We start from the raw sequence: 24,423 nt of genomic DNA, 5'->3' as shown, positions 1-24,423 counted from the left end.
TGCAGCGCGGCGATCCAGACGCTGGGCGGCTATGGCGTGGTCAGCGACTTCCCCGTGGAGCGCATCTACCGCGATGTGCGCGTGTGCCAGATCTACGAAGGCACGAGCGACGTGCAGAAGATCATCATCCAGCGCGCGCTGGCCTGAGGCTGGTCTGTAACCCATGGCGCTCGAGCCAATCAGCTCATGAAACTGGCGTGTCCCAGCAAGGGGGCAGCGAGGAAGGGCCGCCCCGCACCGAGGCTGCCGTCCCCCTCCACCGAAGGTTGAGAGGGGGAAGCCGCTTTAGCGGCTCAGGGGGTGATTCTTTTTAAAACGATGGTGATATGGCCGTCGGTCTCCAGCGTCGCGCGCTCGACTTCGTGCAGGTGCAGGCAGCCGCTGGCGCGCAGCGCGGCGTCGAGGTCTTCGCGCGTGATCAATTCCTGGTGCATGAGTGCCGTGTTGGCCTGGCCCTTGTCGACCAGCACTTGGGCCTTGCCGTCGATCAGGCGCGACAGCTGCGGAAAGTAATAGCCCAGGCGCGACAGCAGCATGTGGCAGACCAGCAGCGTGGTCGCGAGAATCAGCCCGCCGAGCAGCGAGTTGTCGCCGGCGTTCATCGCGTTCTGCACCGCATTCGACAGGATCAGCAGCAGGATCAGGTCAAACGGCGCGTACTGCGCGGTCTGGCGCTTGCCGGTCAGGCGCAGGAAGACCAGCAGGAACAGGTAGACGACCACTCCCCGGAAAACGAATTCCCACCACGGTACCGATAGCTCCAGCATGTCGCACTCCAAGGGTTGCATGGCGCACTGTGCCGGCCGGCGCGCGGCTTGTCCAGACCGCCGTGGCGACAGGGGTGCTGTGGTCGAAGGCAAAATGGCGGTGGGCGCAGCCATGCCGCAAGGCCTGGCGCCCGCTTTTTTCAAGGAATTCCGACCATGCACACTTCGCCGACCTCCACCTCTTCCATCACGCGCCGCCAGTGCCATCGGTGGGGCGGTGGTGCAATGGGCGCACTGCTGCTGGGCACCTGGCAGCAGGCCCGGGCGCTGTCGCTGGCCGACCTCTCATCCGCCGATGCCAGCAGCGGCATCAAGCTGGCATTGAGCAAGGGAGCAGAGGCCGCCGTGGCGCTGCTGGGCCGCCCCGACGGGTTTCTGAACAATCCCCAGGTGCGCATTCCGCTGCCGGGCTATCTCGACGATGCGGCCAAGCTGATGAAGCGCTTTGGCCAGGGCAAGCGCATCACCGAACTCGAGACCGCGATCAACCGCGCGGCCGAAGCCGCCGTGCCCATGGGCAAGGACCTGCTGGTCAACGCGGTGCAGACCATGAGCGTCACCGATGCGAAGAAGATACTGACGGGTGGCGACAACTCGGTGACGGCCTTCTTCGCCGAGAAGACGCGCGCGCCGCTGAACACGCGCTTTCTGCCCGTGGTCAAGCAGGCGACCGACCAGGTGGGCCTGGCGCAGCAGTACAACCAGTTCGCGGGCAAGGCCGCAGGCCTGGGCCTGATCAGCGCCCAGGATGCCGATCTGTCGCAGTACGTCACGGGCAAGACGCTGGACGGCCTGTTCCTGATGATTGGCGAGGAAGAACGCAAGATCCGCAAGGACCCCGTGGGCACGGGCAGCGCGCTGCTGCAGAAAGTGTTCGGTGCGCGCTGATGGGCCAGGCAATGGTTGCGGCCTGCCCCTGCGGGCGGGTCGATGGCAAGGCGCGGCCGCTGTCCTATGCCGCCTGCTGCGAGCGTTTCATCGCGCATTTCGACACCACGCCCGCGCCCGATGCCGAGCATCTGATGCGCTCGCGCTACAGCGCCTTCGTGCGCGAGAACGCGGACTATCTGCAGGCCACCTGGCATGCGAGCCAGCGCCCGGCAACGCTGGAGTTCGATGCCGCCACGCGCTGGCTGGGGCTGAGCGTCAAGGACTTCCAGGTGACGGGCGAGGACCGCGCCGAAGTCGAGTTTGTCGCGCGCTATCGGATTGCCGGGCGCGCGGTGCGGCTGCATGAACGCAGCCGGTTCGTGCGCGAAGGCGGGCGCTGGTTTTATGTGGACGGGGACCAGTTCTAGTCGGGTGTCGGAGGGGTAGGGCGGTTTTTTTTAGGGCAGGACGTTCATGGTTCGACAGGCTCACCACGAACGGTTTTCCCGTTCGCCCTGATCCTGAGCCTGTCGAAGGATCGAAGGGTGACGGACCTGTCCTCACGAATCAGCCACCAGGGTGTCCACTTGGAACGAATGGTAGGGAATTTTGAATCTTCATAAGAAGGCCGGCCCTGCCGGCGCAAGCAATGCAATTTGACGCGATCTTGTTCGACTGTGACGGTGTGCTGGTCGACAGCGAAACCATTACCAATACGGTGCTGTGCACCATGCTCAATGAATCGGGCTGGCCGATCTCGGCCGAGGAGTGCATGCGCACCTTCATAGGCCGCACGGTGCGCAGCGAGACCGCGCGCATCGAGACGCACACCGGCAGGCCGCTGACCGATGAATGGATGGCGGCGTTCTATGCGCGCCGCAACGACCAGCTGCGCGCGCAACTGGTGGCCATCGACGGCGCGCTGGCTGCGGTGCAGGCGGTGCATGCGCAGCTTGACGGGCGCATTGCCGTGGCTTCGGGCGCCGACCGCTTCAAGGTGGAAATGCAGCTGACCCAGGTCGGCATGGCGCCGTATTTCGCGGGCCGGGTGTTCAGCGGCCACGAGACGCCGCGCTCCAAGCCGTTTCCCGATGTCTATCTTGCGGCCGCGGCCGCGCTGGGCATCGCGCCCGAGCGCTGCCTGGTGATCGAGGATTCGGTGCCTGGCATTCAGGCGGGGCTGGCGGCCGGCGCGACGGTCTGGGGCTACTGCCCCGACCCCGTGCTGTTCGCGACGCCGCAGATGCTGCAGGACGCGGGCGTGGCGCGCATCATGCGCTCCATGGCAGAGCTGCCCGCGCTGCTTGCGGCCTGAGGCCCTGGCCCTTCAGGGCCGCAGCAGCGGCGAAGGCGTGGTCGGCACGCCCTGTGCCAGCGCGGCGGCATGTTCGGCAGCCAGCGCGCGCGCAAACGCGGGCCTGGCCTGCAGCCGCTGCCAATAGGCCTGGGTCGCCGGCCCCCATTGGGCCGCCAGGCCCAGGTGCACGGCCAGCATCAGCGCATAGCCCACGGCCACGTCGGCGGCCGTGAAGCGCCCGGCGCAAAGCCATTGCTGGGATTGCACTGCGGCTTCGACCGCGCGCAGCCGCGCGAGAAACCAGCGCGCATAGTCCTGTGCCACCTGGGGCTGCAGGCGCTCGGGCGGCTCGAAGTGGGTGTAGCGCAGCACCAGCGTCTGCGGAAACGTCAGCGTGGCGTCGCTCATGTGCAGCCAGTTGAGATAGGCCGCGAAATCGCTTTCCTGCGCGCCCACCGCCAGGGCTTGCTGCGGGTGCAGCGCTGCCAGGTATTCGCAGATGGCCGCCGACTCCGTGAGCCGCGCCGCGCCATGGCGCAGCAGCGGCACCGTGCCCAGCGGGTTGAGTTCCAGGTAGCTGCGTGCCAGCGCGCGCGGCGGAAAGGGCAGCATCAGCAACTCGTAGGGCTGCTGCAGCTCTTCGAGAGTCCACAGCGCGCGAAACGAGCGCGCGCTCACGCAGTGGTGCAATTGGTAGGGGGCGGGAGTATCGGGCATGTGCCAGTCTAGGCAGGGCCGGGGAACGCGGCGCGCCGCAAAGGGTGCGGATCGCGCCAGTCTGCTCAGTCGGGCAGGGCCGTGCTGCGCCGCCGGTATTGCGCCGGGGTATCGCCGGTCCATTGGCGGAAGGCGCGCATGAAGCTTTTCTCGCTGACGAAGCCGCAGGCCAGCGCAACGCGCTTGATCGGCTGGCTGGTGCGGTGCAGCAGGGTCAGGGCGCGCTCGCGCCGCACCGTGTCCTTGAGCGCCTGCAGCGAGGTACCTTCTTCCTTGAGCTGGCGGTGCAGGCTGCGCGCCGACAGGTGCAGCAGCTCGGCCAGCGTCACGGCCGTGTGCAGGCATTGGGCGTCGGCAATCAGCAGGCGGCGCACGCGCTGGGCCAGCAGCCGCTCGCGCCGGTAGGGGCGCACCTGTATGGGCAGGGCGCGCTGCAGCATCTGCTGCAACGCGGCCTCGTCGCGCGCCAGCGGCAGCGCCAGGTGGCGTGCGTCGAAGCGCAGGCTCGCCTGGGCCGCGCCAAACACCACGCCCCTGGGCTCGGCCACGGGAAACAGCACCGGATAGACATCGGCATGCGCGGGTCGGGCGAAGGGAAAGTAGGCCTGCAGCAGCGGCAGGCGCGCATCGATCAGCCAGCTTGCGAGGCCGTGGATGTTGCGCAGCACCGAAACCAGGCAGAACTCGCGCATCGCGCCCAGCGGCCGCTGTTCGGTGATCACCAGTTCTGCGATGTCGCCCTGGGTCTGCAGGTTCAACGCGATGTCGTCGGCCAGCAGACCGTGGTGGCGGCACCAGCGCGCCAGCGCCAGGCCCAGGGAGCCGCTGCTGATAGAGGCGCGGGCCAGCATGCCGTAGCTGCCCCAGGGCAGGCGGCGGCTGAACCAGCCCAGGGCCTCGTCGTCGAGTTCGCGCATCGCGGCGTCGGACAGCGCCTCCATCTGCATCGCGGTGATGCGGGCGCTGTCATCGGCCACCGACTGTGGCGCAATTTGTGCCTTGCTCAGCGCGCCGTCGGCGGGCATGCCGCGGTCGGCGTAGGCCTGCACGATTGCCTGTACAAACGCCATGGGCGTGAGCGCGGGGTGGCCGTCGGCGGCATGCGCGGCGAGCGGCTGGGGCGGGCGGACGAGAACCGGTGTGGACATGGTGCTGGCAATTATTGCAACCTTTGTGGCCTGAATGGCGCAGGGCAGACCCGTATGCTGACAGCCATGCCCTGCCTTGCCCCCGCCGTCCCCCGTCGCTCAATGCGTGGCATGGCCCGTGCTGTGCTCGTCGGCCGGCGGCAGGCCGGCAGCGCGGCGTGCCACGGCCAGGCGCTTGCGCAGCGCCACTTCGGACAGATCGAGTTCATTGACCAGGCTGCGCAGCGACTCGTCGTTGATGCGGTGCGCCTGGCGTTCGGCGTACAGCACTTCGCGTTCGCGCTGCAGGCAGTGGATGCGCATGTCCATTTCCATCACGTAGCGCAGCTTGCGCTGCATCACCAGCTCCGGAGTCTCGCTTTGCGCCTCGACCGAGGAGGCCGAGGTGCTGCTGTCGTCCAGCAGGTTCAGCCGGTTGCGGTATTCCTGGGTCAGGTGGCCGACGACTTCCTGGCGCTGCGCCAGCCAGGCCGGGTCGCGCTGGCGCGCCTGCTCGTCGCTGAGCATCAGGCTGTTGAGCGCGGCCTGGCTGGCGGCAACGCGTGCCAGCCGCTCTTCGCGCACGGTCTCGGGCTCGGCGGCCGGCGGCATGTGGCGCAGTATCCAGGGCAGGGCGATGCTGGCCAGCACCAGCGTGAACAGGATGGTGCCCGTCGCCAGGAAGATCAGCAGGTCGCGCGCCGGGAACGGCTGACCGTTGTGCAGCAACAGCGGCACGGACAGCGCGCCGGCCAGCGTCACCGCGCCGCGAATGCCGGCAACGGTGGTGGCCAGCGTCAGCAGGCGCGAAGGCTTCTCGGCCATCTTGCCCAGGCGGTGGGCCTGGTGCAGGCTGCGCTGCACGCCCAGCATCAGCCAGACCCAGCGCATCAGCAGCAGGGCCGTGGAGATCACGACCACATAGCCGACCAGAATCCACCAGTCTTCGCCGGCCGCAAACAGCGTGCTGCCGATGATGGACGGCAGCTGCAGGCCCAGCAGCAGGAAGATCGCGCCGTTGAAAGCGGCTTCGACCATGGACCAGGTTGCAGTGCTCTGCATGCGCTCGGTGATGAAGTTGCCGCGGTCCAGGTCGGCGAAGTTGGTCGCCACGCCCGCGGCCACGGCCGCCAGAATGCCCGAGACACCGATCTTTTCACCGACGATATAGGCGGCAAACGGCAGCAGCAGCAGCAGCAACACCATCTGCGTCGCGGCGACATCGCCCAGGCGGCGCGTGATGGTGCTGCGCGCATAGCTGAAGCCCCAGCCCAGCGCCGCGCCCACGCCCAGGCCGCCCACGGCCATCCAGGTGAATTCCTTGGCGACATCGCCCCAGGAGAACATGCCGGTCAGCGTCGCGGCCACGGCGAACTTGAGCGCCACCAGGCCCGAGGCATCGTTGAGCAGCGACTCGCCTTCAAGCACATGCATGGTCTTCTCGGGCATGCCCAGGTTGCGCGTGATGGCCGAGACCGCCACGGCATCGGTGGGCGAGATCACGGCGGCCAGCGCAAAGGCCACCGTGAGCGGCATTGCGGGAATCATCCAGTGGATCAGATAGCCCAGACCGAGTACCGTGAACAGTACCAGCACCAGCGCCAGCTTCAGGATCGGCTTGTAGAGCGCGAAGAATTCACGCTTGGGAATGCGCGCGCCGTCGGAGAACAGCAGCGGTGGAATGAACAGCAACAGGAACAGCTCGGGATCGAAGGCAATGTGCAGGCCCTTCTGGGGCCAGGCAATCAGGGCGCCGAGCGCGATTTGTATCAGGGGCAGAGGAATGGCGCGGACATATCTGGCAGCGATGCCGGTCAGGGCTCCGAGCATCAGTACCAGCAAGACGGTTTCAACGGTGTGCATGCGGGCATTGTCCTCAGCGGCAAACGCTGCAGACCGCTGAATGGAAATAAAAACCACGTTTGCCGCTAGGGCAAAACATACACAAGGCAGGCCATGGGCATTCTGGACACTCGACTCAACTCCCGCTCGGCGGATTTTCTGGCCAATGCGGCCGCGATGCAAAGCGTGGTGCAGGACCTGCGCCGCCAGGTCGACAAGGTGTTTGCGGGCGGCGGCGAAGCCGCGCGCGCCAAGCACCTGGCACGCGGCAAGCTGTTGCCGCGCGACCGCGTGCAGCAGCTGCTCGACCCGGGCACGCCGTTTCTCGAGCTTGCGCCGCTGGCCGCGCTCAACATGTACGACAACGCCGCGCCTGGCGCGGGCCTGATTGCCGGCATAGGCCGGGTCAGCGGCATCGACTGCATGATCGTCTGCAACGACGCGACCGTGAAGGGCGGCACCTACTACCCGATCACGGTGAAGAAGCATCTGCGCGCCCAGGAAGTGGCGGCGCAGAACCGCCTGCCCTGCATCTATCTCGTCGACTCGGGCGGCGCCAACCTGCCCAACCAGGACGATGTGTTTCCCGACCGCGACCATTTCGGCCGCATCTTCTTCAACCAGGCCAATCTCAGCGCCCAGGGCATTGCGCAGATCGCCGTCGTCATGGGCTCGTGCACGGCCGGCGGCGCCTATGTGCCGGCAATGAGCGACGAGTCCATCATCGTCAAGGACCAGGGCACGATCTTTCTGGGCGGCCCGCCGCTGGTCAAGGCGGCGACCGGCGAGGTCGTCAGCGCCGAGGACCTGGGCGGCGGCGACGTGCACACGCGGCTGTCGGGCGTTGCCGACCACCTCGCGCAAAACGACCTGCACGCGCTGGCGCTGGCGCGCACCGCGGTCTCGCACCTCAACCGCAGCAAGCAGCCCGATGCCGCCGACGCCGCGCCCGTGGCACCGCGCTTTCCCGCCGAGGAACTCTATGGCGTGATTCCCGTCGACACGCGCAAGCCGTTTGACGTGCGCGAAATCATTGCCCGCGTCGTCGACGACAGCCAGTTCGACGAATTCAAGGCGCGCTTCGGCAGCACGCTGGTCTGCGGCTTCGCGCGCATCGAGGGCATGCAGGTGGGCATCATTGCCAACAACGGCATTCTGTTCAGCGAGTCGGCCGTCAAGGGCGCGCATTTCATCGAGCTGTGCTGCCAGCGCAAGATTCCGCTGGTGTTCCTGCAGAACATCACCGGCTTCATGGTCGGGCGCAAGTACGAGAACGAGGGCATAGCGCGCCACGGCGCCAAGCTGGTCACGGCCGTGGCCACGGCCGCCGTGCCCAAGTTCACGATCATCATCGGCGGCAGCTTCGGCGCCGGCAACTACGGCATGTGCGGGCGCGCGTTCTCGCCGCGCTTCCTCTGGATGTGGCCCAACGCGCGCATCTCGGTGATGGGCGGCGAGCAGGCCGCCAGCGTGCTGGCCACGGTCAAGCGCGACGGCATCGAAGGCCGCGGCGGCCAGTGGAGCGCCGACGAGGAGGAAGCGTTCAAGGCGCCGATTCGCCAGCAGTACGAAGACCAGGGCCACCCCTACTACGCGACGGCGCGGCTGTGGGACGATGGCGTGATCGACCCGGCCGACACGCGCCGCGTGCTGGCGCTGGGCCTGTCGGCCGCGCGCAATGCGCCCATCGAAGACACACGCTTTGGCGTGTTCCGCATGTAAAGGAGTTCGCATGTCTACGCTTCACATTGCCTATGACGCGGGCGTGGCCCGCATCACGCTGTCCCAGCCCGAGATCCGCAACGCGTTCAGCGATGTCGCGATTGCCGACATCACCCAGGCGTTTCTCACCGTGGGCGAACGCGCCGATGTGCGCGCCGTGGTGCTTGCGGCCGAAGGCCCGGCGTTCTGCGCCGGCGCCGACCTGAACTGGATGCGCCGCATGGCCGACTACACGCGCGACGAGAACCGCGACGACGCGGGCAAGCTCGCCGAGATGCTGCGCGTGATCTATGAATGCCCCAAGCCGACGATTGCGCGCGTGCAGGGCGATGTCTACGCGGGCGGCATGGGCCTGGTCGCGGCCTGCGACATGGCGGTGGCCGCCGACAGCGCGGGCTTTTGCCTGAGCGAAGTCAAGATCGGCCTGATTCCCGCGACCATCAGCCCCTACGTGATACGCGCCATGGGCGCGCGCGCCGCGCACCGCTATTTCCTCACGGGCGAGCGCTTCGACGCCGCCGAGGCGCGGCGCATGGGCTTCGTGCATGAAGTGGCCGGCGCCGACGCGCTCGACGACACGCTGGCCGCCTTGCTCAAGCCCCTGCTGAGCGCCGGCCCGGCCGCGGTGCGCGCCTGCAAGCAGCTGGTGATCGACGTTGCCGGGCGCGAGATCGAGCCCGGCCTGGTCGCGGCCACGGTCGAGGGCATTGCCACCATCCGGGCGAGCGCCGAAGGCAAGGAGGGCGTGCAGGCCTTCCTGTCCAAGCGCAAGCCTTCGTGGCTGGCCTGATCGCCGCCGGCGCCGCCTGACGCACAGCGCAATATGCAGAACGTCTGGAACAGCATCGTGCAGTGGCTGCACGGCATAGGCCTGCACCCCGACCCCGCGGTGCTGGCGCCGCTGGGCGAGGCCGCCGATCGCATAGGCCAGGCGGCCGGCGGCATGGACCTGCCCAGCCTGCTGGCGCTGGCCGCGGCCCTGGGCTGGGCCAGCGGCTTTAGGCTGTACGCGGTGGTGTTTGCCGTCGGTCTGCTGGGCGCCAGCGGAATGATGGCGCTGCCCGGCGGGCTCGACGTGCTGGCGCATCCGCTGCTGCTCGTGGGCAGCGGCACCTTGCTGTTCGTCGAGTTCTTTGCCGACAAGATTCCCGGCGTGGATTCGGTCTGGGACGTGCTGCACAGCGTGATCCGCGTGCCTGCGGGCGCGGCGCTGGCGGCCGGCGTGTTTGGCGCCGACAGCGCTGCCATGGCCACCTTCGCGGCGCTGATGGGCGGCACGCTGGCCTTGAGCAGCCAGGCGGCCAAGACCACGACGCGCGCCGTGATCAACACCTCGCCCGAGCCCTTGAGCAATGTCGGCGCAAGCCTGGTCGAGGATGGCGCGGCCATGGGCGCGCTGTGGCTGGCGCTGGCCAACCCGGCAGTGTTTGCCGTGGTGCTGGTGGTGGTGCTGATTGCGCTGTGGGTCCTGACCTGGATGCTCTGGCGCTTTCTGGCCGCGGCCGTGCGCAGGATACGTGGCTGGCTGGGCGGCGGCACCGCCGCCCAGCCGCCCTTTCAATAGAAACCGGCCCGCAGCGCCGCAGACCGCGGCGACGGGGCAAGACAACGATAGTCAGGAGACAGTATGTTCAGCAAGATCTTGATCGCCAATCGCGGCGAAATCGCCTGCCGCGTTGCCGCCACGGCGCGCCGCATGGGCATCCGCACGGTGGCCGTGTATTCCGACGCCGACGCGCGCTCGCAGCATGTCGCGGCCTGCGACGAGGCGGTGCACATCGGCGGCAGCGCGCCCAAGGACAGCTATCTGCGCTGGGAGCGCATTCTGGCCGCGGCCCAGGCCACGGGCGCCCAGGCCGTGCACCCCGGCTACGGCTTTCTGAGCGAGAACGAGGAGTTCGCCCAGGCTTGCGCCGACGCCGGCCTGGTGTTCATCGGCCCGCCGCCTTCGGCAATTCAATCGATGGGCCTCAAGGCCGGCTCCAAGCAGCTGATGGAAAAGGCCGGCGTGCCGCTGGTGCCGGGCTACCACGGCGCGGGCCAGGACCCCGAGCAGCTGCAGCGCGAGGCCGATCGCATAGGCTACCCGGTGCTGATCAAGGCCAGCGCCGGCGGCGGCGGCAAGGGCATGCGCGCCGTCGACAGCAGCGCGGACTTTGCCGCGGCGCTGGCCAGCTGCAAGCGCGAAGCCATCAACAGCTTTGGCGACGACGCCGTGCTGATCGAGAAATACGTGCAGCGCCCGCGGCATATCGAGATCCAGGTGTTCGGCGACACGCTGGGCAACTACGTCTATCTGTTCGAGCGCGACTGCTCGGTGCAGCGGCGCCACCAGAAGGTGCTGGAAGAGGCGCCGGCCCCGGGAATGACCGAGGCGCTGCGCAGCCAGATGGGCGCGGCGGCCGTGGCCGCGGCGCGCGCCGTCAACTACGTGGGCGCGGGCACGGTGGAATTCATTGTCGAGCAGCGCGACGGCGGCGCGATGGACTTCTTCTTCATGGAGATGAACACCCGGCTGCAGGTCGAGCATCCCGTGACCGAAGCCATCACCGGCGAGGACCTGGTCGAGTGGCAGCTGCGCGTGGCCAGCGGCGAGCCCCTGCCCAAGCGCCAGGACGAGCTGCGCATCATCGGCCATGCGATCGAGGCGCGCATCTGCGCCGAGAACCCCGACAACCAGTTCCTGCCCGCCACCGGCACGCTGCATGTCTACCGCAAGCCGGCCGCCAGCAGCTTCAGCATTGCCGATGTGCGCATCGACGACGGTGTGCGCGAAGGCGATGCGATCAGCCCGTTCTACGACTCGATGATCGCCAAGCTGATCGTGCGCGGCGACAACCGCGAGCAGGCGCTGGCGCGCCTCGACGCGGCGCTGGCGCAGACGCAGATCGTGGGCCTGGCAACCAATGTGCAGTTCCTGCGCCATGTGCTGCGTTCGCCGTCGTTTGCCCAGGCGCGCCTGGACACGGCGCTGATAGAGCGCGAGAAGGCGGTGCTGTTCCATCAGGACCCGGTGGGCCTGCCGCTGGCCGTGGCCGCGGCCACCGCCAGCGCGCTGCTGCAGGAGCAGACGCAGCAGGGCGCCGACCCGTTCAGCCGGCGCGATGGCTGGCAGTCGCACGGCACGACCGAGCGCCCCTGGTCGTGGCAGATCGGCGGCCAGACCGTGGACGCGCGCCTGCGCTATCTGCCCGGCGGCGTGCTGTCGCTGGCGCTGCCCGCGCAGGGCGATGCGGCTGCCGTGGAATCGCCGCTGGTGTTTTCCGCGGCCAACGGCGGGCTCGACCTGGAGTTTGCCGGCCAGCGCACGCGCGCCCAGGTGCATCAGCTTGGCGAGCAATACCATGTGTTCACGCCGCGCGGCGCGCAGACGCTGACCGGCATCGACCTGCTGGCCCATGCGGGCGAAGCGCAGACCGAAGGCGGACGCCTCACGGCCCCTATGCCCGGCAAGCTGGTGTCGTTTGCGGTGCAGGTGGGCGACAGCGTGAAGGCCGGACAGGCGCTGGCGGTGATGGAGGCCATGAAGATGGAGCACACCATTGCCGCGCCGCACGACGGCCTGGTCGAAGAGCTGCTGTACCTGCCCGGCGATCAGATCGGCGACGGCGCCGAGCTGCTGCGCCTGGCGCGCGCATAGACGCAGGAATCCCGGGCTTTTGGCGGCCATGCCGCCCAAGCCGGGGTACGCTAGGCGCCCATGAAAATCACTTTTTGCTGCACTGATATCAAGCCCGGTCCCTGGATCGAGGACCTGCGCGCGGCCCTGCCCGAAGCCGAGGTCTCGGTCTGGCAGCCGGGCGACCCGCAGGCCGACTATGCGCTGGTCTGGGCCCCGCCCCAGCAGTTCATGGACGAGCAGCCCGGCCTCAAGGCGATGTTCAATCTGGGCGCCGGCGTGGACGGCCTGCTGCGGCTGAAGCTGCCTGCGGGCGCGGCCGTGGTGCGCATCGAGGACGCTGGCATGGCGGTGCAGATGGCCGAGTATGTGTGCCAGGCCGTGATCCGGCATTTCCGCGAAATCGATGCCTATGAAGCCGGCATGGCGCGCGGCGAATGGGGCTTTCGCAAGCCGCGCCGGCGCAGCGACTTTCCCGTCGGCGTGATGGGCCTGGGCGTGCTGGGCCAGCGCGTGGCGCGGGCGCTCGCGCATTTCGAGTTTCCGGTCAACGGCTGGAGCCGTTCGCCGCGCGAACTCGAAGGCATCACCACGTACAGCGGCGCCCAGGGTTTCGGCGACTTCCTCGGCGCGAGCCGGGTGCTGGTCAACCTGCTGCCGCTGACGCCCGACACGCGCGACATCCTCAACGCCGACACGTTCTCGCGCCTGCTGCCGGGCGCCTATGTGATCAACGTCGCGCGCGGCGACCACCTGGTCGAGCAGGACCTGATCGATCAGATCGATTCCGGTCATCTGGCGGGCGCCACGCTTGATGTGTTTCGCACCGAGCCCCTGCCCGCGGACCATGCGTTCCGCCGCCATCCGCGCATCAAGCTCACGCCGCACGCGTCGGCGCGCACGCTGCGCGAGGACAGCCTCGCGCAGATGATAGGCAAGCTGCAGGCGCTGGCGCGCGGCGAGCCTTTGACCGGAGTGGTCGAAAGCCACCGCGGCTACTGAAAACTTGCGCCCGCAGCACAATCTACTATCCCTACGGAATGAATACCATGCGCTATCCCTCTCGCGTCAAACTGGTGGATGTCGGCCCGCGTGACGGCCTGCAGAACGAAAAGCAGACCGTGCCCGCGGCCGTGAAGATCGAGCTCGTGCACCGCCTGCAGGCCGCCGGCCTGCGCGAAATCGAAGTCACGAGCTTCGTGAGCCCCAAGTGGGTGCCGCAGATGGGCGACAACGCCGAAGTCATGGCCGGCATCACGCGCCAGCCCGGCGTGCGCTACTCGGTGCTCACGCCCAACATGCGCGGCTTCGAGTCGGCGCTGGCCAGCCGTCCCGACGAGATCGTGGTGTTTGCCGCGGCCAGCGAGGCCTTCAGCCAGCGCAACATCAACTGCTCGATTGCCGAAAGCATCGATCGCTTTGCCCCTGTGGTCGAAGCCGCGCGCGCGGCCGGCATCTATGTGCGCGGCGCCATGTCGTGCACCGTGGGCTGCCCCTACGAAGGCGAGATCGCGCCCGAGCGCGTGGGCTATCTCGCAGGCCTGATGAAAGGCATTGGCGTGCAGCATGTGGGCGTGGCCGACACCATTGGCGTGGGCACGCCGATCAAGGTGCAGCGCGCGATCGAGGCCACGCTGGCGCATTTCGCGCTGGACGATGTCTCGGGACATTTCCACGACACCTATGGCCAGGCATTGAGCAACACGCTGGCTTCGCTCGAGCTGGGCGTCTGGCAGTTCGACACTTCGGTTGCCGGCCTGGGCGGCTGCCCCTATGCCAAGGGTGCGACCGGCAATGTCGCGACCGAAGACGTGGTCTACATGCTGCAGGGCATGGGCATTGAAACCGGCATCGATCTCGATGCACTGATCGACGCCGGCCAATACATCAGCGATTTCCTCGGCCGTCCCACGCAGTCGCGCGTGGCCAAGGCCTTGCTGGCCAAGCGGGAGGCGACTGTCTGTGACGCTGTCTGACATTCCGGTCGTCGCGGCACCGGCCGTGGCCGAAAAGCCCGTGATCGACATTCCCGTCGCGCTGGCGCAGCGCGCCGCGCTGGTCCTGGCCGAAGGCGGCTTTGCCGAAGATTTCGACGGCGTGGTCACTTCGCCCTGCATCAGCGTCTGCCGCATGACCGCCGATCGCAGCCATTGCCAGGGGTGCTTTCGCACGCTGGAAGAGCTGCGCGCCTGGGGCAAGGTCGATGCCGCGCAGCGGCGTGCCATCTGGGCGCAGCTGCTGGTGCGGGCCGGGGTTGCGCATCCGGCAGCGGCGGTGGCTGGCGTTGATTAGAAATGCCGGCCCTTCGATCCTTCGATCCTTCGATCCTTCGACAGGCTCAGGACTCAGGGCTCAGGGCTCAGGACTCAGGGCGAACGGCAGGAGCCCGAGCACTATGGGTGCACCCAGAAACCCCTGACGTATCACGAACGATATCCAACCGTTCGTGCTGAGCCTGTCGAAGCATGAACGGCCAGGCCTCAAAGTGAGCTCCCGCGCATGAAACACATCACCTTCCATCTCGATTTCGTTTCCCCCTATGCCTGGCTGGCCTTCGAGCGCATGCCCGAAGTGCTTGAAGGCCTGAGCTATACGGTCCAGTACCGGCCGGTGCTGCTGGGCGCGCTGCTGCAGCGCGACGGCAATCCCGGCCCCGCAGGCATTGCCGCCAAGCGCGCCTGGACCTACCGCCATGTGCACTGGCTGGGCGCATCGCTGGGCGTGGGCCTGGACATGCCGGCCGAACACCCTTTCAATCCCTTGCCGCTGCTGCGCCTGGCACTGCAGTGCAGCGACGACGGCAGCATCAACCGCTATGTGGCCGGCGCGGTGCTGCGCCATGTCTGGCAGGGCGGTCAGTCGGCGCTTGACGCCCAGCGCCTGGCGCAATTGCAGCAGCAGCTTGGCGAGCAGCTGCGCACCGACGAGCAGGCCGCGCAGCGTGCCAAGGACTGGCTGCGCGCGAACACCGATGGCGCGGCCGCGGCCGGCGTGTTTGGCGTGCCGGCCTGGGAAGTCGACGGCAAGGTTTTCTGGGGACTCGACGGCCTGCCCATGCTGCGCGCCTATCTGGCGCAGGAGCCGTGGTTTGATGCAGAACATTGGGAGGCGCTGGCGCGCACGCCATCGGGCCTGAAAGCCTGAAACGCCCTGCCGGCCCGGATTTTTCACATCCCAAAATGCAGGCCAAGGGTTGGACCTGAGAATGTCAGCGCGGCGTCAGTTTGATGCAAGTTCCTGTTGGTTTGGTGTCAGAGAGGGGTCAGTACCGTCTCCAAGAATGGAGGTGACCGCTGCAGGCGGTACCAATAACCAACAGGAGACAACAGCATGGCCATCAACGCTGCACCCGGCGTGGGTGTCAAGGGCGTCGCACCGCGCCCGATGACACCCGAAGAACGCAAAGTGATTTTTGCGTCATCCCTCGGAACGGTTTTCGAGTGGTATGACTTCTACCTCTACGGTTCGCTGGCGGCCATCATCGCCAAGCAGTTCTTCAGCGGACTCGACGAAGGCTCGGCCTTCATCTTCGCGCTGCTGGCATTTGCCGCGGGCTTCATCGTGCGACCTTTCGGCGCGCTGGTGTTCGGCCGGCTCGGCGACATGATCGGGCGCAAGTACACCTTCCTGGTGACCATCCTGATCATGGGCATGTCGACGTTCATCGTCGGCATCCTGCCCACCTACGCTTCCATCGGTGTGGCCGCTCCCGTGATCCTGATCATCCTGCGCATGCTGCAAGGCCTGGCGCTGGGTGGTGAGTACGGCGGTGCCGCGACCTATGTCGCCGAGCATGCGCCGCATGGCCGCCGCGGTGCCTACACTTCATGGATCCAGACCACGGCGACGCTGGGCCTGTTCCTGTCGCTGCTGGTGATCCTGGGCGTGCGCACATCGCTGGGCGAAGCCGCATTTGCCGACTGGGGCTGGCGCATTCCTTTCCTGGTGTCCATCCTGCTGCTGGGCGTGTCGGTCTGGATCCGCATGACGCTGTCCGAGTCGCCCGCCTTCCAGAAAATGAAGGCCGAAGGCAAGACGTCGAAGGCGCCGCTGGCGGAATCGTTCGGCCAGTGGAAGAACCTCAAGGTGGTGCTGCTGGCGCTGTTCGGCCTCACGGCCGGCCAGGCCGTGGTTTGGTACACGGGCCAGTTCTATTCGCTGTTCTTCCTGACGCAGCAGCTCAAGGTGGATGCCGTCACGGCCAACCTGATGATCGCTGCCTCGCTGCTGATCGCCACGCCATTCTTCGTGGTGTTCGGCACGCTGTCGGACAAGATCGGCCGCAAGCCCATCATCATGCTGGGCTGCGTGCTGGCCGTGCTGACCTACTTCCCGGTGTTCAAGGCGCTGACCGAAGCCGCGAACCCGGATCTGGCAGCCGCCCAGCTCAAGAACAAGGTGGTGATCGTTGCCGACCCGGCCGAATGCTCGTTCCAGTTCAACCCCACGGGCACCGTGAAGTTCACCAGCTCGTGCGACGTGGCCAAGCAGGTGCTGGCTTCGGCTTCGGTCAGCTATGACGCCGTCGACGCGCCTGCCGGCACGCCTGCGGTGATCAAGATCGGCACGACCGAGATCCCGAGCTTCTCGGCCAAGGGCCTGACGCCCGAAGACGCCAAAGCCAAGGACGTGGCGTTCAAGAAGTCGGTGGCCGACACGCTGAAGGCCGACGGCTATCCCGCCAAGGCCGATCCCGAGAAGATGAACAAGGTGATGATGGTCGTGATCCTGACCTACCTGGTGCTGCTGGTGACCATGGTCTACGGTCCCATTGCCGCCATGCTGGTCGAGCTGTTCCCGACGCGCATCCGCTATACCTCGATGAGCCTGCCGTACCACATCGGCAATGGCTGGTTCGGCGGCCTGCTGCCCACGATGTCGTTCGCCATCGTGGCGCAGACCGGCAACATGTACAGCGGCCTCTGGTACCCGATCATCATCGCCGGCATGACGGCGATCGTCGGCACGCTGTTCGTGCGTGAAACCAAGGACATCGACATCTACGCGGGTGACTGACCCCCTGTGCGCTGAATGACGGCGCAACGCTGCGCGGCGGCCCTGGTCGCCGCGCATTGCATTGAGGACCGCACTTTGCGCACGCTCTTGCTGCAAAAGTGTGGTGAGGAAGCATCAATTTGCAGCGAAAGCGTGTCGGTTGTGGCTTTCGTCATCCTCGTGACTCTAGAATTTTCATGGTAGCCGGAGTGGGCGCCAGCAACGCGCCGCCGCCCTGTCTACTCCGCGTCGAAACATACAAATCAAGGAGCTCCAATGAACAACACCCAACGCGCATTGCTGGCCATTCTGGCCGTCGCTGGCACTTCGGCCGCCATGGCCCAAAGCAACGTCACCATCTACGGCCGTGTGAACACCACGGTGGAACGTCAGAAGGTCGGCGACGCCAAACTCACCGCCATGCAGAACAATGCTTCGCGCTGGGGTGTTCGTGGTTCGGAAGACCTGGGCGGCGGCCTCAAGGCCGGCTTCCAGCTCGAAAGCGGCTTTGCTTCCGACACCGGCGTGGCGGCTTCGCAGTTCTTCGGTCGTCAAAGCGAAGTGAACCTGTCGGGCGGCTTCGGTGCGCTGCGTCTGGGCAACTTCATCTCCGATTCGTACTACGCCACGGCCGACTACATCAGCATGCACAACCACGACACCGGCACCTCGGCCGACGTGCTGTATTCGTATGTGATGCGCGACGTGAACAAGATCGGCTACCGCTCGCCCGCATTCGGCGGCTTCAGCGCCGAAGGCGCGGTTTCGCTGAGCGAAAAGGCGCCAGGCGCGAAGAACGCTTTCGACCTGTCGGCCAACTACAACGCCGGTCCCCTGGGCCTGGGCCTGGGCTACACCAGCAACAAGGCTGTGACCGGCGTGTTCGGCAGCTTTGCCGGCGAGGCACAGCAAGTCGCACTGCGCGGCTCCTACGCCCTGGGCGCGTTCACGCTGGGCGCGTACTACCAGTACACGACGCTGGACAACATCAACGGCACCAGCGCCGATGCCAAGCGCCACGCCTACCGCCTGGCCGCCATGTACGCCATGGGCGCTTCCGAACTGCACGCCAACTTCGGCCGCGCGGAAAAGATCAAGGCCGGTGGCAACACCCTGGGCGGCACTGCTGCCAACCAGTGGACCCTGGGCTACAACTACAACCTGAGCAAGCGCACCAAGGTCTACGGCTTCTACACCAAGGTCGACAACGGCTCGAACATCAGCTACCAAGGCGGCCCTGCGGGCGCCGACTTCAGCTCGCTGGCCGTGGGCGTGCGCCACAACTTCTGATGGCCTGAGCCTGGCTGCGGCCAGTGTCTGAAAGCCTCAACCTCCCGGTGCTTCGGTGCCGGGAGGTTTTTTTATGCCTGTCGCAGCGCCTGCGCCGACATATGCAGAATCACTGAATAAATACACAGTAATATTGACTGGCATTATCGCCACAGGCGGCGCAATCCGCAGGTCCAGTCCTAGAATGGTTCGCCTTCATTCAGAAAGACTGCCTGTATGTCCCAGGGACTGATCCGCATCCGCGGCGCGCGCCAGCACAATCTCCAGAACGTCGACCTCGACATTCGCACCGGCGAGTTGACGGTGGTCACGGGCCCGAGTGGATCGGGCAAGTCGAGCCTGGTGTTCGACACCCTGTATGCCGAAGGCCAGCGGCGCTATGTCGAGACGTTCAGCGCCTATGCGCGGCAGTTTCTCGACCGCATGGACAAGCCGGCTGTCGACCGCATCGAAGGCGTGCCGCCCGCGATCGCCATCGACCAGACCAACCCGGTGCGCAATTCGCGCTCCACGGTGGGCACGATGACCGAGCTCAACGACCACCTCAAGCTGCTGTTCGCGCGCGCCGCCCACCTGCACGACAAGGTGACGGCGCTGCCCGTGCGGCACGACACGGCGGAGTCGATCTACGCGGCGCTGGCGCAGCGCAGTGCGGCCGCGGGCGATCCCCGGCTGGCGATCACGTTCGCGGTCGAGCTGCCGGCCAATACGTCGGCCGAAGAAGTGGAGCAATGGCTGTCGGCCAGCGGCTTCACCAAGGTCCAGGCCGAGCGCGACGTCGAACTCGCGGCGCCCGTGGCCGAAGGCGCCAAGGGCAAGGCAAAGAAGGCCGCGCCCACGCGCGTGAAGATGCTCGATGTGGTCGCCGACCGCTTCCGCCTGGGCCGCACCGAACGCGCGCGCGCCATGGAAGCCATCGAAGTCGCGCTCAAGCGCGGCAGCGGCCACATGACGGTCTATTGCCTGCCCGAGGAAGGCGAGCCCGAATTGTGGCGCTATTCGCTGGGCCTGCACTGCCCTGAAAGCGGCCTGGGCTATACCGCGCCCATGCCGTCGCTGTTCTCGTTCAATTCCGCCGTCGGCGCCTGCGAGGCCTGTCGCGGCTTCGGCCGCGTGATCGGCGTCGACTGGGGGCTGGTGATTCCCAATGCAAAGCTCACGCTGCGCACCGGCGCCGTGAAGGCCATACAGACGCCCGCGTGGAAGGAAATCCAGGACGACCTGATGCGCCACGCCGAAGCCGAAGGCATTCCGCGCGACACCGCCTGGGCCAAGATGACGGCCGAGCAGAAGGCCTGGGTGCTTGACGGCTCGCCGAACTGGAACGGCAAGTGGAACCAGACCTGGTACGGCATCAAGCGCTTCTTCGAATACCTCGAAAGCAAGGCCTACAAGATGCACATCCGCGTGCTCTTGTCCAAATACCGCAGCTATACCGAATGCCCCACCTGCCTGGGAGCGCGCCTCAAGACCGAAAGCCTACTGTGGCGCCTGGGCACCAAGGCCGGCGCCGATGCCGTGCTGCCGCCCGCGCAGCGCTTCATGCCCGCGGGCGTTTCCTGGAGCCGGGCCCAGCTCGAAGCCTTGCCCGGCCTGTGCCTGCACGATCTGATGCGGCTGTCGATCAACCGGCTGCAGCAGTTCTTCGCCACGCTGGCACCCACCGAACAGGCCCAGGCCTCGGACGGCGAAGCCCAGGCGCTGAAGATGCTGCACGCCGAAATCCATACGCGGCTCAAATACCTGGCCGATGTCGGCATAGGCTATCTGACGCTGGACCGGCAAAGCCGCACGCTCAGCGGCGGCGAAGTGCAGCGCATCAACCTGACGACGGCGCTGGGCACCTCGCTGGTCAACACCTTGTTCGTGCTCGACGAGCCCAGCATAGGCCTGCACCCGCGCGACATGCAGCGCATCACCGAAGCCATGCAGCGCCTGCGCGACGCGGGCAATACGCTGGTCGTGGTCGAACATGACCCGGCCGTGATGTTTGCCGCCGACCGCGTGATCGACATGGGGCCGGGCCCGGGCGCGCGCGGCGGCCAGATCGTGTTCGACGGCACGCCCGAAGACCTGCGCCATGCCGACACGCTGACCGGCGCCTACATGGGCGGGCGCAAGCAGGTGGGCTTTGGCTTCAAGCGCATGGTGACGGACTCGACGCCGCGGCTGGTGCTCGAAGGCGCGCGCGAACACAACCTGCAGCACCTCGATCTCGACTTCCCGCTGCAGCGCCTGGTCACCGTGACCGGCGTCAGCGGCTCGGGCAAATCGACGCTGATCCAGGACGTGCTCGCGCCCGCGCTGCTGCGCCATTTCGGCAAGCCCACCGACTCCGCGGGAGCGTTTGATCGCCTCATGGGCGCGGACCATCTGAGCGACGTGGTGTTCGTCGATCAGTCGCCCATAGGCAAGACCGCGCGCTCCAACCCGGCCAGCTATGTCGGCGCCTGGGACAGCATCCGCGAGCTGTTCGCGGTCGCGCCGCTGGCGCGCCAGCGCGGCTACACCGCGTCCAAGTTCAGCTTCAACAGCGGCGACGGCCGCTGCCCCACCTGCGGCGGCTCGGGCTTCGAGCATGTCGAGATGCAGTTCCTGTCCGACGTCTATCTGCGCTGCCCCGACTGCGACGGCAAGCGCTACCGCCCCGAAATCCTCGAAGTGCATATCGAGCGCCATGCGGTGGGCGAATTGCAGCCGCGCCTGCTGAATGTCGCCGATGTGCTCGAACTCACGGTGAGCGAAGCCGCCGTGCTGTTCGCCCAGGACCGCGACGTGGTGCGCGCGCTGCAGCCCATCGTCGAAGTCGGTCTCGAATACGTGAAGCTGGGCCAGCCCGTGCCCACGCTCAGCGGCGGCGAGGCCCAGCGCCTCAAGCTTGCGGGCTTTCTCGCCGAAGCCGCGAAGACCGCATCCAAGTCGCGCCAGGCGATCGCGCGCAAGGGCACGCTGTTCCTGTTCGACGAGCCCACCACGGGCCTGCATTTCGACGACATCGCCAAGCTGATGCGCGCGCTGCGCAAGCTGCTCGAAGCCGGCCACTCGCTGATCGTCATCGAGCACAACCTCGACGTGATACGCGCCAGCGACTGGCTGATCGACCTGGGGCCCGAAGGCGGCGAGGGCGGCGGCTTCATCGTCGCCCAGGGCACGCCCGAAGACGTGCGCCAGCACCCCACATCGCACACCGCCCAGGCGCTGCGCGAGTACGACCTGGCAATGGGCGTGGGCGGCCAGCTGGTGACCGAAGTCGCGCCCATGCTCTATCCGCGCGTGGCCCGGGCGCGGCCCGCGCTGCCCGCGAAGAACGTGATCGAGATCGTCAACGCGCGCGAGCACAACCTCAAGCAGCTGTCGGTGGAGATTCCGCGCGGCAAGTTCAATGTGGTCACGGGCGTCAGCGGCTCGGGCAAGTCGACGCTGGCGTTCGATATCCTGTTCAACGAAGGCCAGCGCCGCTACCTCGAATCGCTCAACGCCTATGCGCGCTCCATCGTTCAGCCCGCGGGCCGGCCCGAAGTCGACGCGGTGTACGGCATTCCTCCCACCGTGGCCATCGAGCAGCGGCTGTCGCGCGGCGGGCGCAAGTCCACCGTGGGCACGACCACCGAAGTCTGGCATTTCCTGCGCCTGCTGTATGTGAAGCTGGGTACCCAGCATTGCATCCATGACGGCGCGGCCGTCGAGCCGCAGACGCCCGACAGCATCGCCGCGCAGCTGATGACGCAGTTCCGCGGCCAGCACATAGGCCTGCTTGCGCCGCTGGTCGTCAACCGCAAGGGCGTCTATACCGAGCTCGCCGACTGGGCGCGGCCGCGCGGCTACACGCATCTGCGCGTCGATGGCGAATTCCTGCCGACCACGGGCTTTCCGCGCCTGGACCGCTTCAAGGAACACAGCATCGATCTGCCCGTGGCCAGCATCGAAGTCTCGCCGGCCAACGAAGCCGAGCTGCGCCGCTACCTGACCCAGGCGCTGGAGCTGGGCAAGGGCGTGCTGCATGTGCTCAGCGGCATAGAGAACCTGGGCGCGGCCATGGCCGGCGGCCAGAGCACGGCCGGCGTGGGCACGCTGCAGGCGTATTCGACGCAGCGCGCCTGCCCCATCTGCGCGACCAGCTATGCCGAACTCGATCCGCGGCTGTTCTCGTACAACAGCAAGCATGGCTGGTGCCCCGACTGCGTGGGCACGGGCGTCAGGCTGACCAAGGACCAGCGCCAGGTCTATGACGACACCCTGATGGCCGAAGACAACCGCGGCCGCGAAGTCAAGTTCGAGGGCCAGGAAGTCGAAGACCTGGCCGAAGTCACCTGTCCCTGCTGCGCGGGCACGCGGCTCAACGCCACGGCGCGCGCCGTGCGCTTTCACGGCGTGGGCATCACCGACATCGCCAGCCTCGCGGTCAACGATGTGCGCACCTGGGCGCAGCAGCTCACGCTGACCGGCCGCGAAGCCGGCATCGCGCGCGACCTGCTGCCCGAAATCCTGGGCCGGCTCGAGTTCCTCGAAGAGGTGGGCCTGGGCTATCTGACGCTGGACCGCGGCGCGCCCACGCTCAGCGGCGGCGAAGCGCAGCGCATACGGCTCGCTGCCCAACTGGGCAGCAACCTGCAGGGCGTTTGCTATGTGCTCGATGAGCCCACCATAGGCCTGCATGCGCGCGACAACCACATCCTGCTCAACGCGCTGCACAAGCTTGGCGAGAAGGGCAATACGCTGGTCGTGGTCGAGCATGACGAAGACACCATTCGCCGCGCCGACCATGTGATCGACATAGGCCCGAGCGCGGGCAAGCGCGGCGGCCGGCTGGTCGCCGAAGGCAGCCCGGCCGATGTGATGCGCGCCGAGGACTCGGTCACGGGCCGCTATCTGCTGCACGCCATGCGCCACCCATTCCAACCGCGCCGGCCCGTGGTCTGGCCGCCGGTGGCCCAGGCCGCCGTGGAAGAAAGCGCCGAAGCGCCCAAGAAGCGCACCAAGAAGCAGATCGCCGCCGATGCCGCCGCGGCCCTGGTCGCCGACAGCGCGGCCGCGAATGCGGCGCTGGCCGTGGCGCCGCGCGAGCGCGCGGCCAGCGGCCCGCAGCGCTGGCTCACGGTGCTGGGCGCCGATCTGCACAACCTGCAGAAAGTCGACGCCCATGTGCCGCTCAAGCGCCTGGTGGCGATCACGGGCGTCAGCGGCTCGGGCAAGTCGACGCTGGCGCGCGACGTGCTCTGGACCAATGTCGCGGCCTGGGTGGGCCAGCGCAGCACCTTTGCCGGGCGTGAAGCCATGGATGCGGGCAAGGCCCCCGCGCTGATCGGCTGCGCGGGACTGCGCGGCTTCGAGACCATAGACCGCGTGCTTGAAGTCGACCAGACGCCCATAGGCAAGACGCCGCGCTCCTGCCCCGCGACCTATATCGGTTTCTGGGACACGATTCGCAAGCTGTTCGCCGATACGCTGGAATCGCGCGCGCGCGGCTACGGCCCGGGGCGCTTCTCGTTCAACACCGGCGAAGGCCGCTGCCCGGCCTGCGAAGGCCAGGGCCTGCGCACCATAGAGATGAGCTTCCTGCCCGACGTCAAGGTGCCTTGCGACACCTGCCATGGCGCGCGTTTCAATCCCGAAACGCTGGCCGTGACCTGGCGCGGCAAGAGCATTGGCGACGTGCTGCAGATGGAAGTCGACGAAGCCGTCGATTTCTTCGCCAGCATGCCGGCCATCGCCCACCCGCTGCAGCTGCTCAAGGATGTGGGCCTGGGCTACCTCACGCTGGGCCAGCCTTCGCCCACGCTCAGCGGCGGCGAGGCCCAGCGCATCAAGCTGGTGACCGAGCTGACCAAGGTGCGCGACGACATTGCGCGCCGCGGCAACAAGGCGCCGCATACGCTTTACGTGCTCGACGAGCCCACGGTGGGCCTGCACATGGCCGACGTGGAAAAACTGATCGAAGTGCTGCACCGTCTCGTCGACGGCGGGCATTCGGTGATCGTCATCGAGCACGATCTCGACGTGATCGCCGAAGCCGACTGGGTCATAGACCTGGGCCCCGAAGGCGGCAATGGCGGCGGGCGCATCGTTGCCGCGGGCACGCCCGAGCATCTGGTCGCGCAGCGCACGCATACCGGCAATGCGATTGCGCCGGTGCTGGCGCGCGGGCCGGCGAAAGCCCACGCAGCGGCGCCCGACGCA

The 24,423-nt window shown here is 67.1% G+C and carries 19 protein-coding genes; 15 read left to right on the top strand and 4 right to left on the bottom strand.

Annotation, left to right across the window (positions count from 1 at the left end; genetic code table 11):
- Positions 1 to 147: acyl-CoA dehydrogenase family protein (locus RR928_RS18240; RefSeq protein WP_332548347.1), on the top strand; the 147-nt coding region annotated here is incomplete at its 5' end.
- 146 nt (positions 148 to 293) lie between these two features.
- Here the strand turns inward: RR928_RS18240 and RR928_RS18235 are convergent.
- On the bottom strand, positions 294 to 767 hold the full coding sequence (locus RR928_RS18235; RefSeq protein ID WP_332539329.1) for a DUF421 domain-containing protein: 474 nt from the start codon (positions 765 to 767) through the stop codon (positions 294 to 296).
- A 225-nt stretch (positions 768 to 992) separates the two neighbouring features.
- Here RR928_RS18235 and RR928_RS18230 point away from each other — a divergent pair, with 225 nt between their 5' ends.
- From RR928_RS18230 to RR928_RS18220, 3 genes are all read left to right on the top strand, one after another.
- On the top strand, positions 993 to 1,655 hold the full coding sequence (locus RR928_RS18230; protein WP_332539332.1) for a DUF4197 domain-containing protein: 663 nt from the start codon (positions 993 to 995) through the stop codon (positions 1,653 to 1,655).
- Positions 1,655 to 2,065 (top strand): YchJ family protein, encoded by a 411-nt coding sequence (locus tag RR928_RS18225; protein WP_332683647.1) that lies wholly within the window; start codon positions 1,655 to 1,657, stop codon positions 2,063 to 2,065. Before RR928_RS18230 ends, RR928_RS18225 begins: the two co-directional genes overlap by 1 nt.
- Positions 2,066 to 2,286: 221 nt before the next feature.
- Complete coding sequence (locus RR928_RS18220) at positions 2,287 to 2,952, top strand: HAD family hydrolase (protein ID WP_332548346.1); 666 nt, start codon at positions 2,287 to 2,289, stop codon at positions 2,950 to 2,952.
- 12 nt (positions 2,953 to 2,964) lie between these two features.
- On the opposite strand, the gene RR928_RS18215 is transcribed toward RR928_RS18220, so the two are convergent.
- The 3 genes from RR928_RS18215 to RR928_RS18205 form a co-directional block, all read right to left on the bottom strand.
- Entirely contained in the window at positions 2,965 to 3,651 is a 687-nt protein-coding gene (locus RR928_RS18215; protein ID WP_332539326.1) for a glutathione S-transferase family protein, read from the bottom strand.
- A gap of 65 nt (positions 3,652 to 3,716) precedes the next feature.
- A complete protein-coding gene (locus RR928_RS18210; RefSeq protein ID WP_332539324.1) occupies positions 3,717 to 4,799 on the bottom strand; it encodes an AraC family transcriptional regulator in 1,083 nt (360 codons plus the stop codon).
- Between the two features lie 99 nt (positions 4,800 to 4,898).
- Positions 4,899 to 6,641 (bottom strand): Na+/H+ antiporter, encoded by a 1,743-nt coding sequence (locus RR928_RS18205; protein WP_332539323.1) that lies wholly within the window; start codon positions 6,639 to 6,641, stop codon positions 4,899 to 4,901.
- A gap of 93 nt (positions 6,642 to 6,734) precedes the next feature.
- On the opposite strand from RR928_RS18205, the gene RR928_RS18200 reads away from it, so the two are divergent.
- The 11 genes from RR928_RS18200 to uvrA all read left to right on the top strand — a co-directional run.
- Positions 6,735 to 8,342, top strand: a complete 1,608-nt coding sequence (locus RR928_RS18200; RefSeq protein ID WP_332539322.1) for a carboxyl transferase domain-containing protein — start codon at positions 6,735 to 6,737, stop codon at positions 8,340 to 8,342.
- A 10-nt stretch (positions 8,343 to 8,352) separates the two neighbouring features.
- Entirely contained in the window at positions 8,353 to 9,132 is a 780-nt protein-coding gene (locus tag RR928_RS18195; RefSeq protein ID WP_332539321.1) for an enoyl-CoA hydratase/isomerase family protein, read from the top strand.
- Between the two features lie 33 nt (positions 9,133 to 9,165).
- A complete protein-coding gene (locus RR928_RS18190) occupies positions 9,166 to 9,906 on the top strand; it encodes a DUF4126 domain-containing protein (RefSeq protein ID WP_332539319.1) in 741 nt (246 codons plus the stop codon).
- A 63-nt stretch (positions 9,907 to 9,969) separates the two neighbouring features.
- A complete protein-coding gene (locus RR928_RS18185) occupies positions 9,970 to 11,982 on the top strand; it encodes an acetyl/propionyl/methylcrotonyl-CoA carboxylase subunit alpha (protein ID WP_332539318.1) in 2,013 nt (670 codons plus the stop codon).
- A gap of 60 nt (positions 11,983 to 12,042) precedes the next feature.
- Positions 12,043 to 12,963, top strand: a complete 921-nt coding sequence (locus tag RR928_RS18180) for a 2-hydroxyacid dehydrogenase (RefSeq protein WP_332539316.1) — start codon at positions 12,043 to 12,045, stop codon at positions 12,961 to 12,963.
- A 47-nt stretch (positions 12,964 to 13,010) separates the two neighbouring features.
- On the top strand, positions 13,011 to 13,937 hold the full coding sequence (locus RR928_RS18175; protein WP_332539314.1) for a hydroxymethylglutaryl-CoA lyase: 927 nt from the start codon (positions 13,011 to 13,013) through the stop codon (positions 13,935 to 13,937).
- A gap of 43 nt (positions 13,938 to 13,980) precedes the next feature.
- On the top strand, positions 13,981 to 14,253 hold the full coding sequence (locus RR928_RS18170; RefSeq protein WP_442881537.1) for a DUF1289 domain-containing protein: 273 nt from the start codon (positions 13,981 to 13,983) through the stop codon (positions 14,251 to 14,253).
- A 207-nt stretch (positions 14,254 to 14,460) separates the two neighbouring features.
- Positions 14,461 to 15,105 (top strand): DsbA family protein, encoded by a 645-nt coding sequence (locus RR928_RS18165; RefSeq protein ID WP_332539312.1) that lies wholly within the window; start codon positions 14,461 to 14,463, stop codon positions 15,103 to 15,105.
- 186 nt (positions 15,106 to 15,291) lie between these two features.
- The gene (locus RR928_RS18160; protein WP_332539310.1) at positions 15,292 to 16,977 is read left to right on the top strand and encodes an MFS transporter; all 1,686 of its coding nucleotides are present in this window, start codon (positions 15,292 to 15,294) and stop codon (positions 16,975 to 16,977) included.
- Positions 16,978 to 17,232: 255 nt separating this feature from the next.
- Positions 17,233 to 18,246, top strand: a complete 1,014-nt coding sequence (locus RR928_RS18155) for a porin (RefSeq protein WP_332548341.1) — start codon at positions 17,233 to 17,235, stop codon at positions 18,244 to 18,246.
- Between the two features lie 216 nt (positions 18,247 to 18,462).
- Positions 18,463 to 24,423 (top strand): excinuclease ABC subunit UvrA (uvrA, locus tag RR928_RS18150; RefSeq protein ID WP_332683642.1); only part of this gene is annotated, 5,961 nt, incomplete at its 3' end.

Origin of the sequence: Comamonas sp., from assembly GCF_036666375.1 — a bacterium.
Taxonomy (GTDB): Bacteria; Pseudomonadota; Gammaproteobacteria; order Burkholderiales; family Burkholderiaceae_C; genus Comamonas.
The sequence above is the reverse complement of the archived record's forward strand: the minus strand, read 5'-3'. Positions and strand labels throughout refer to the sequence as shown.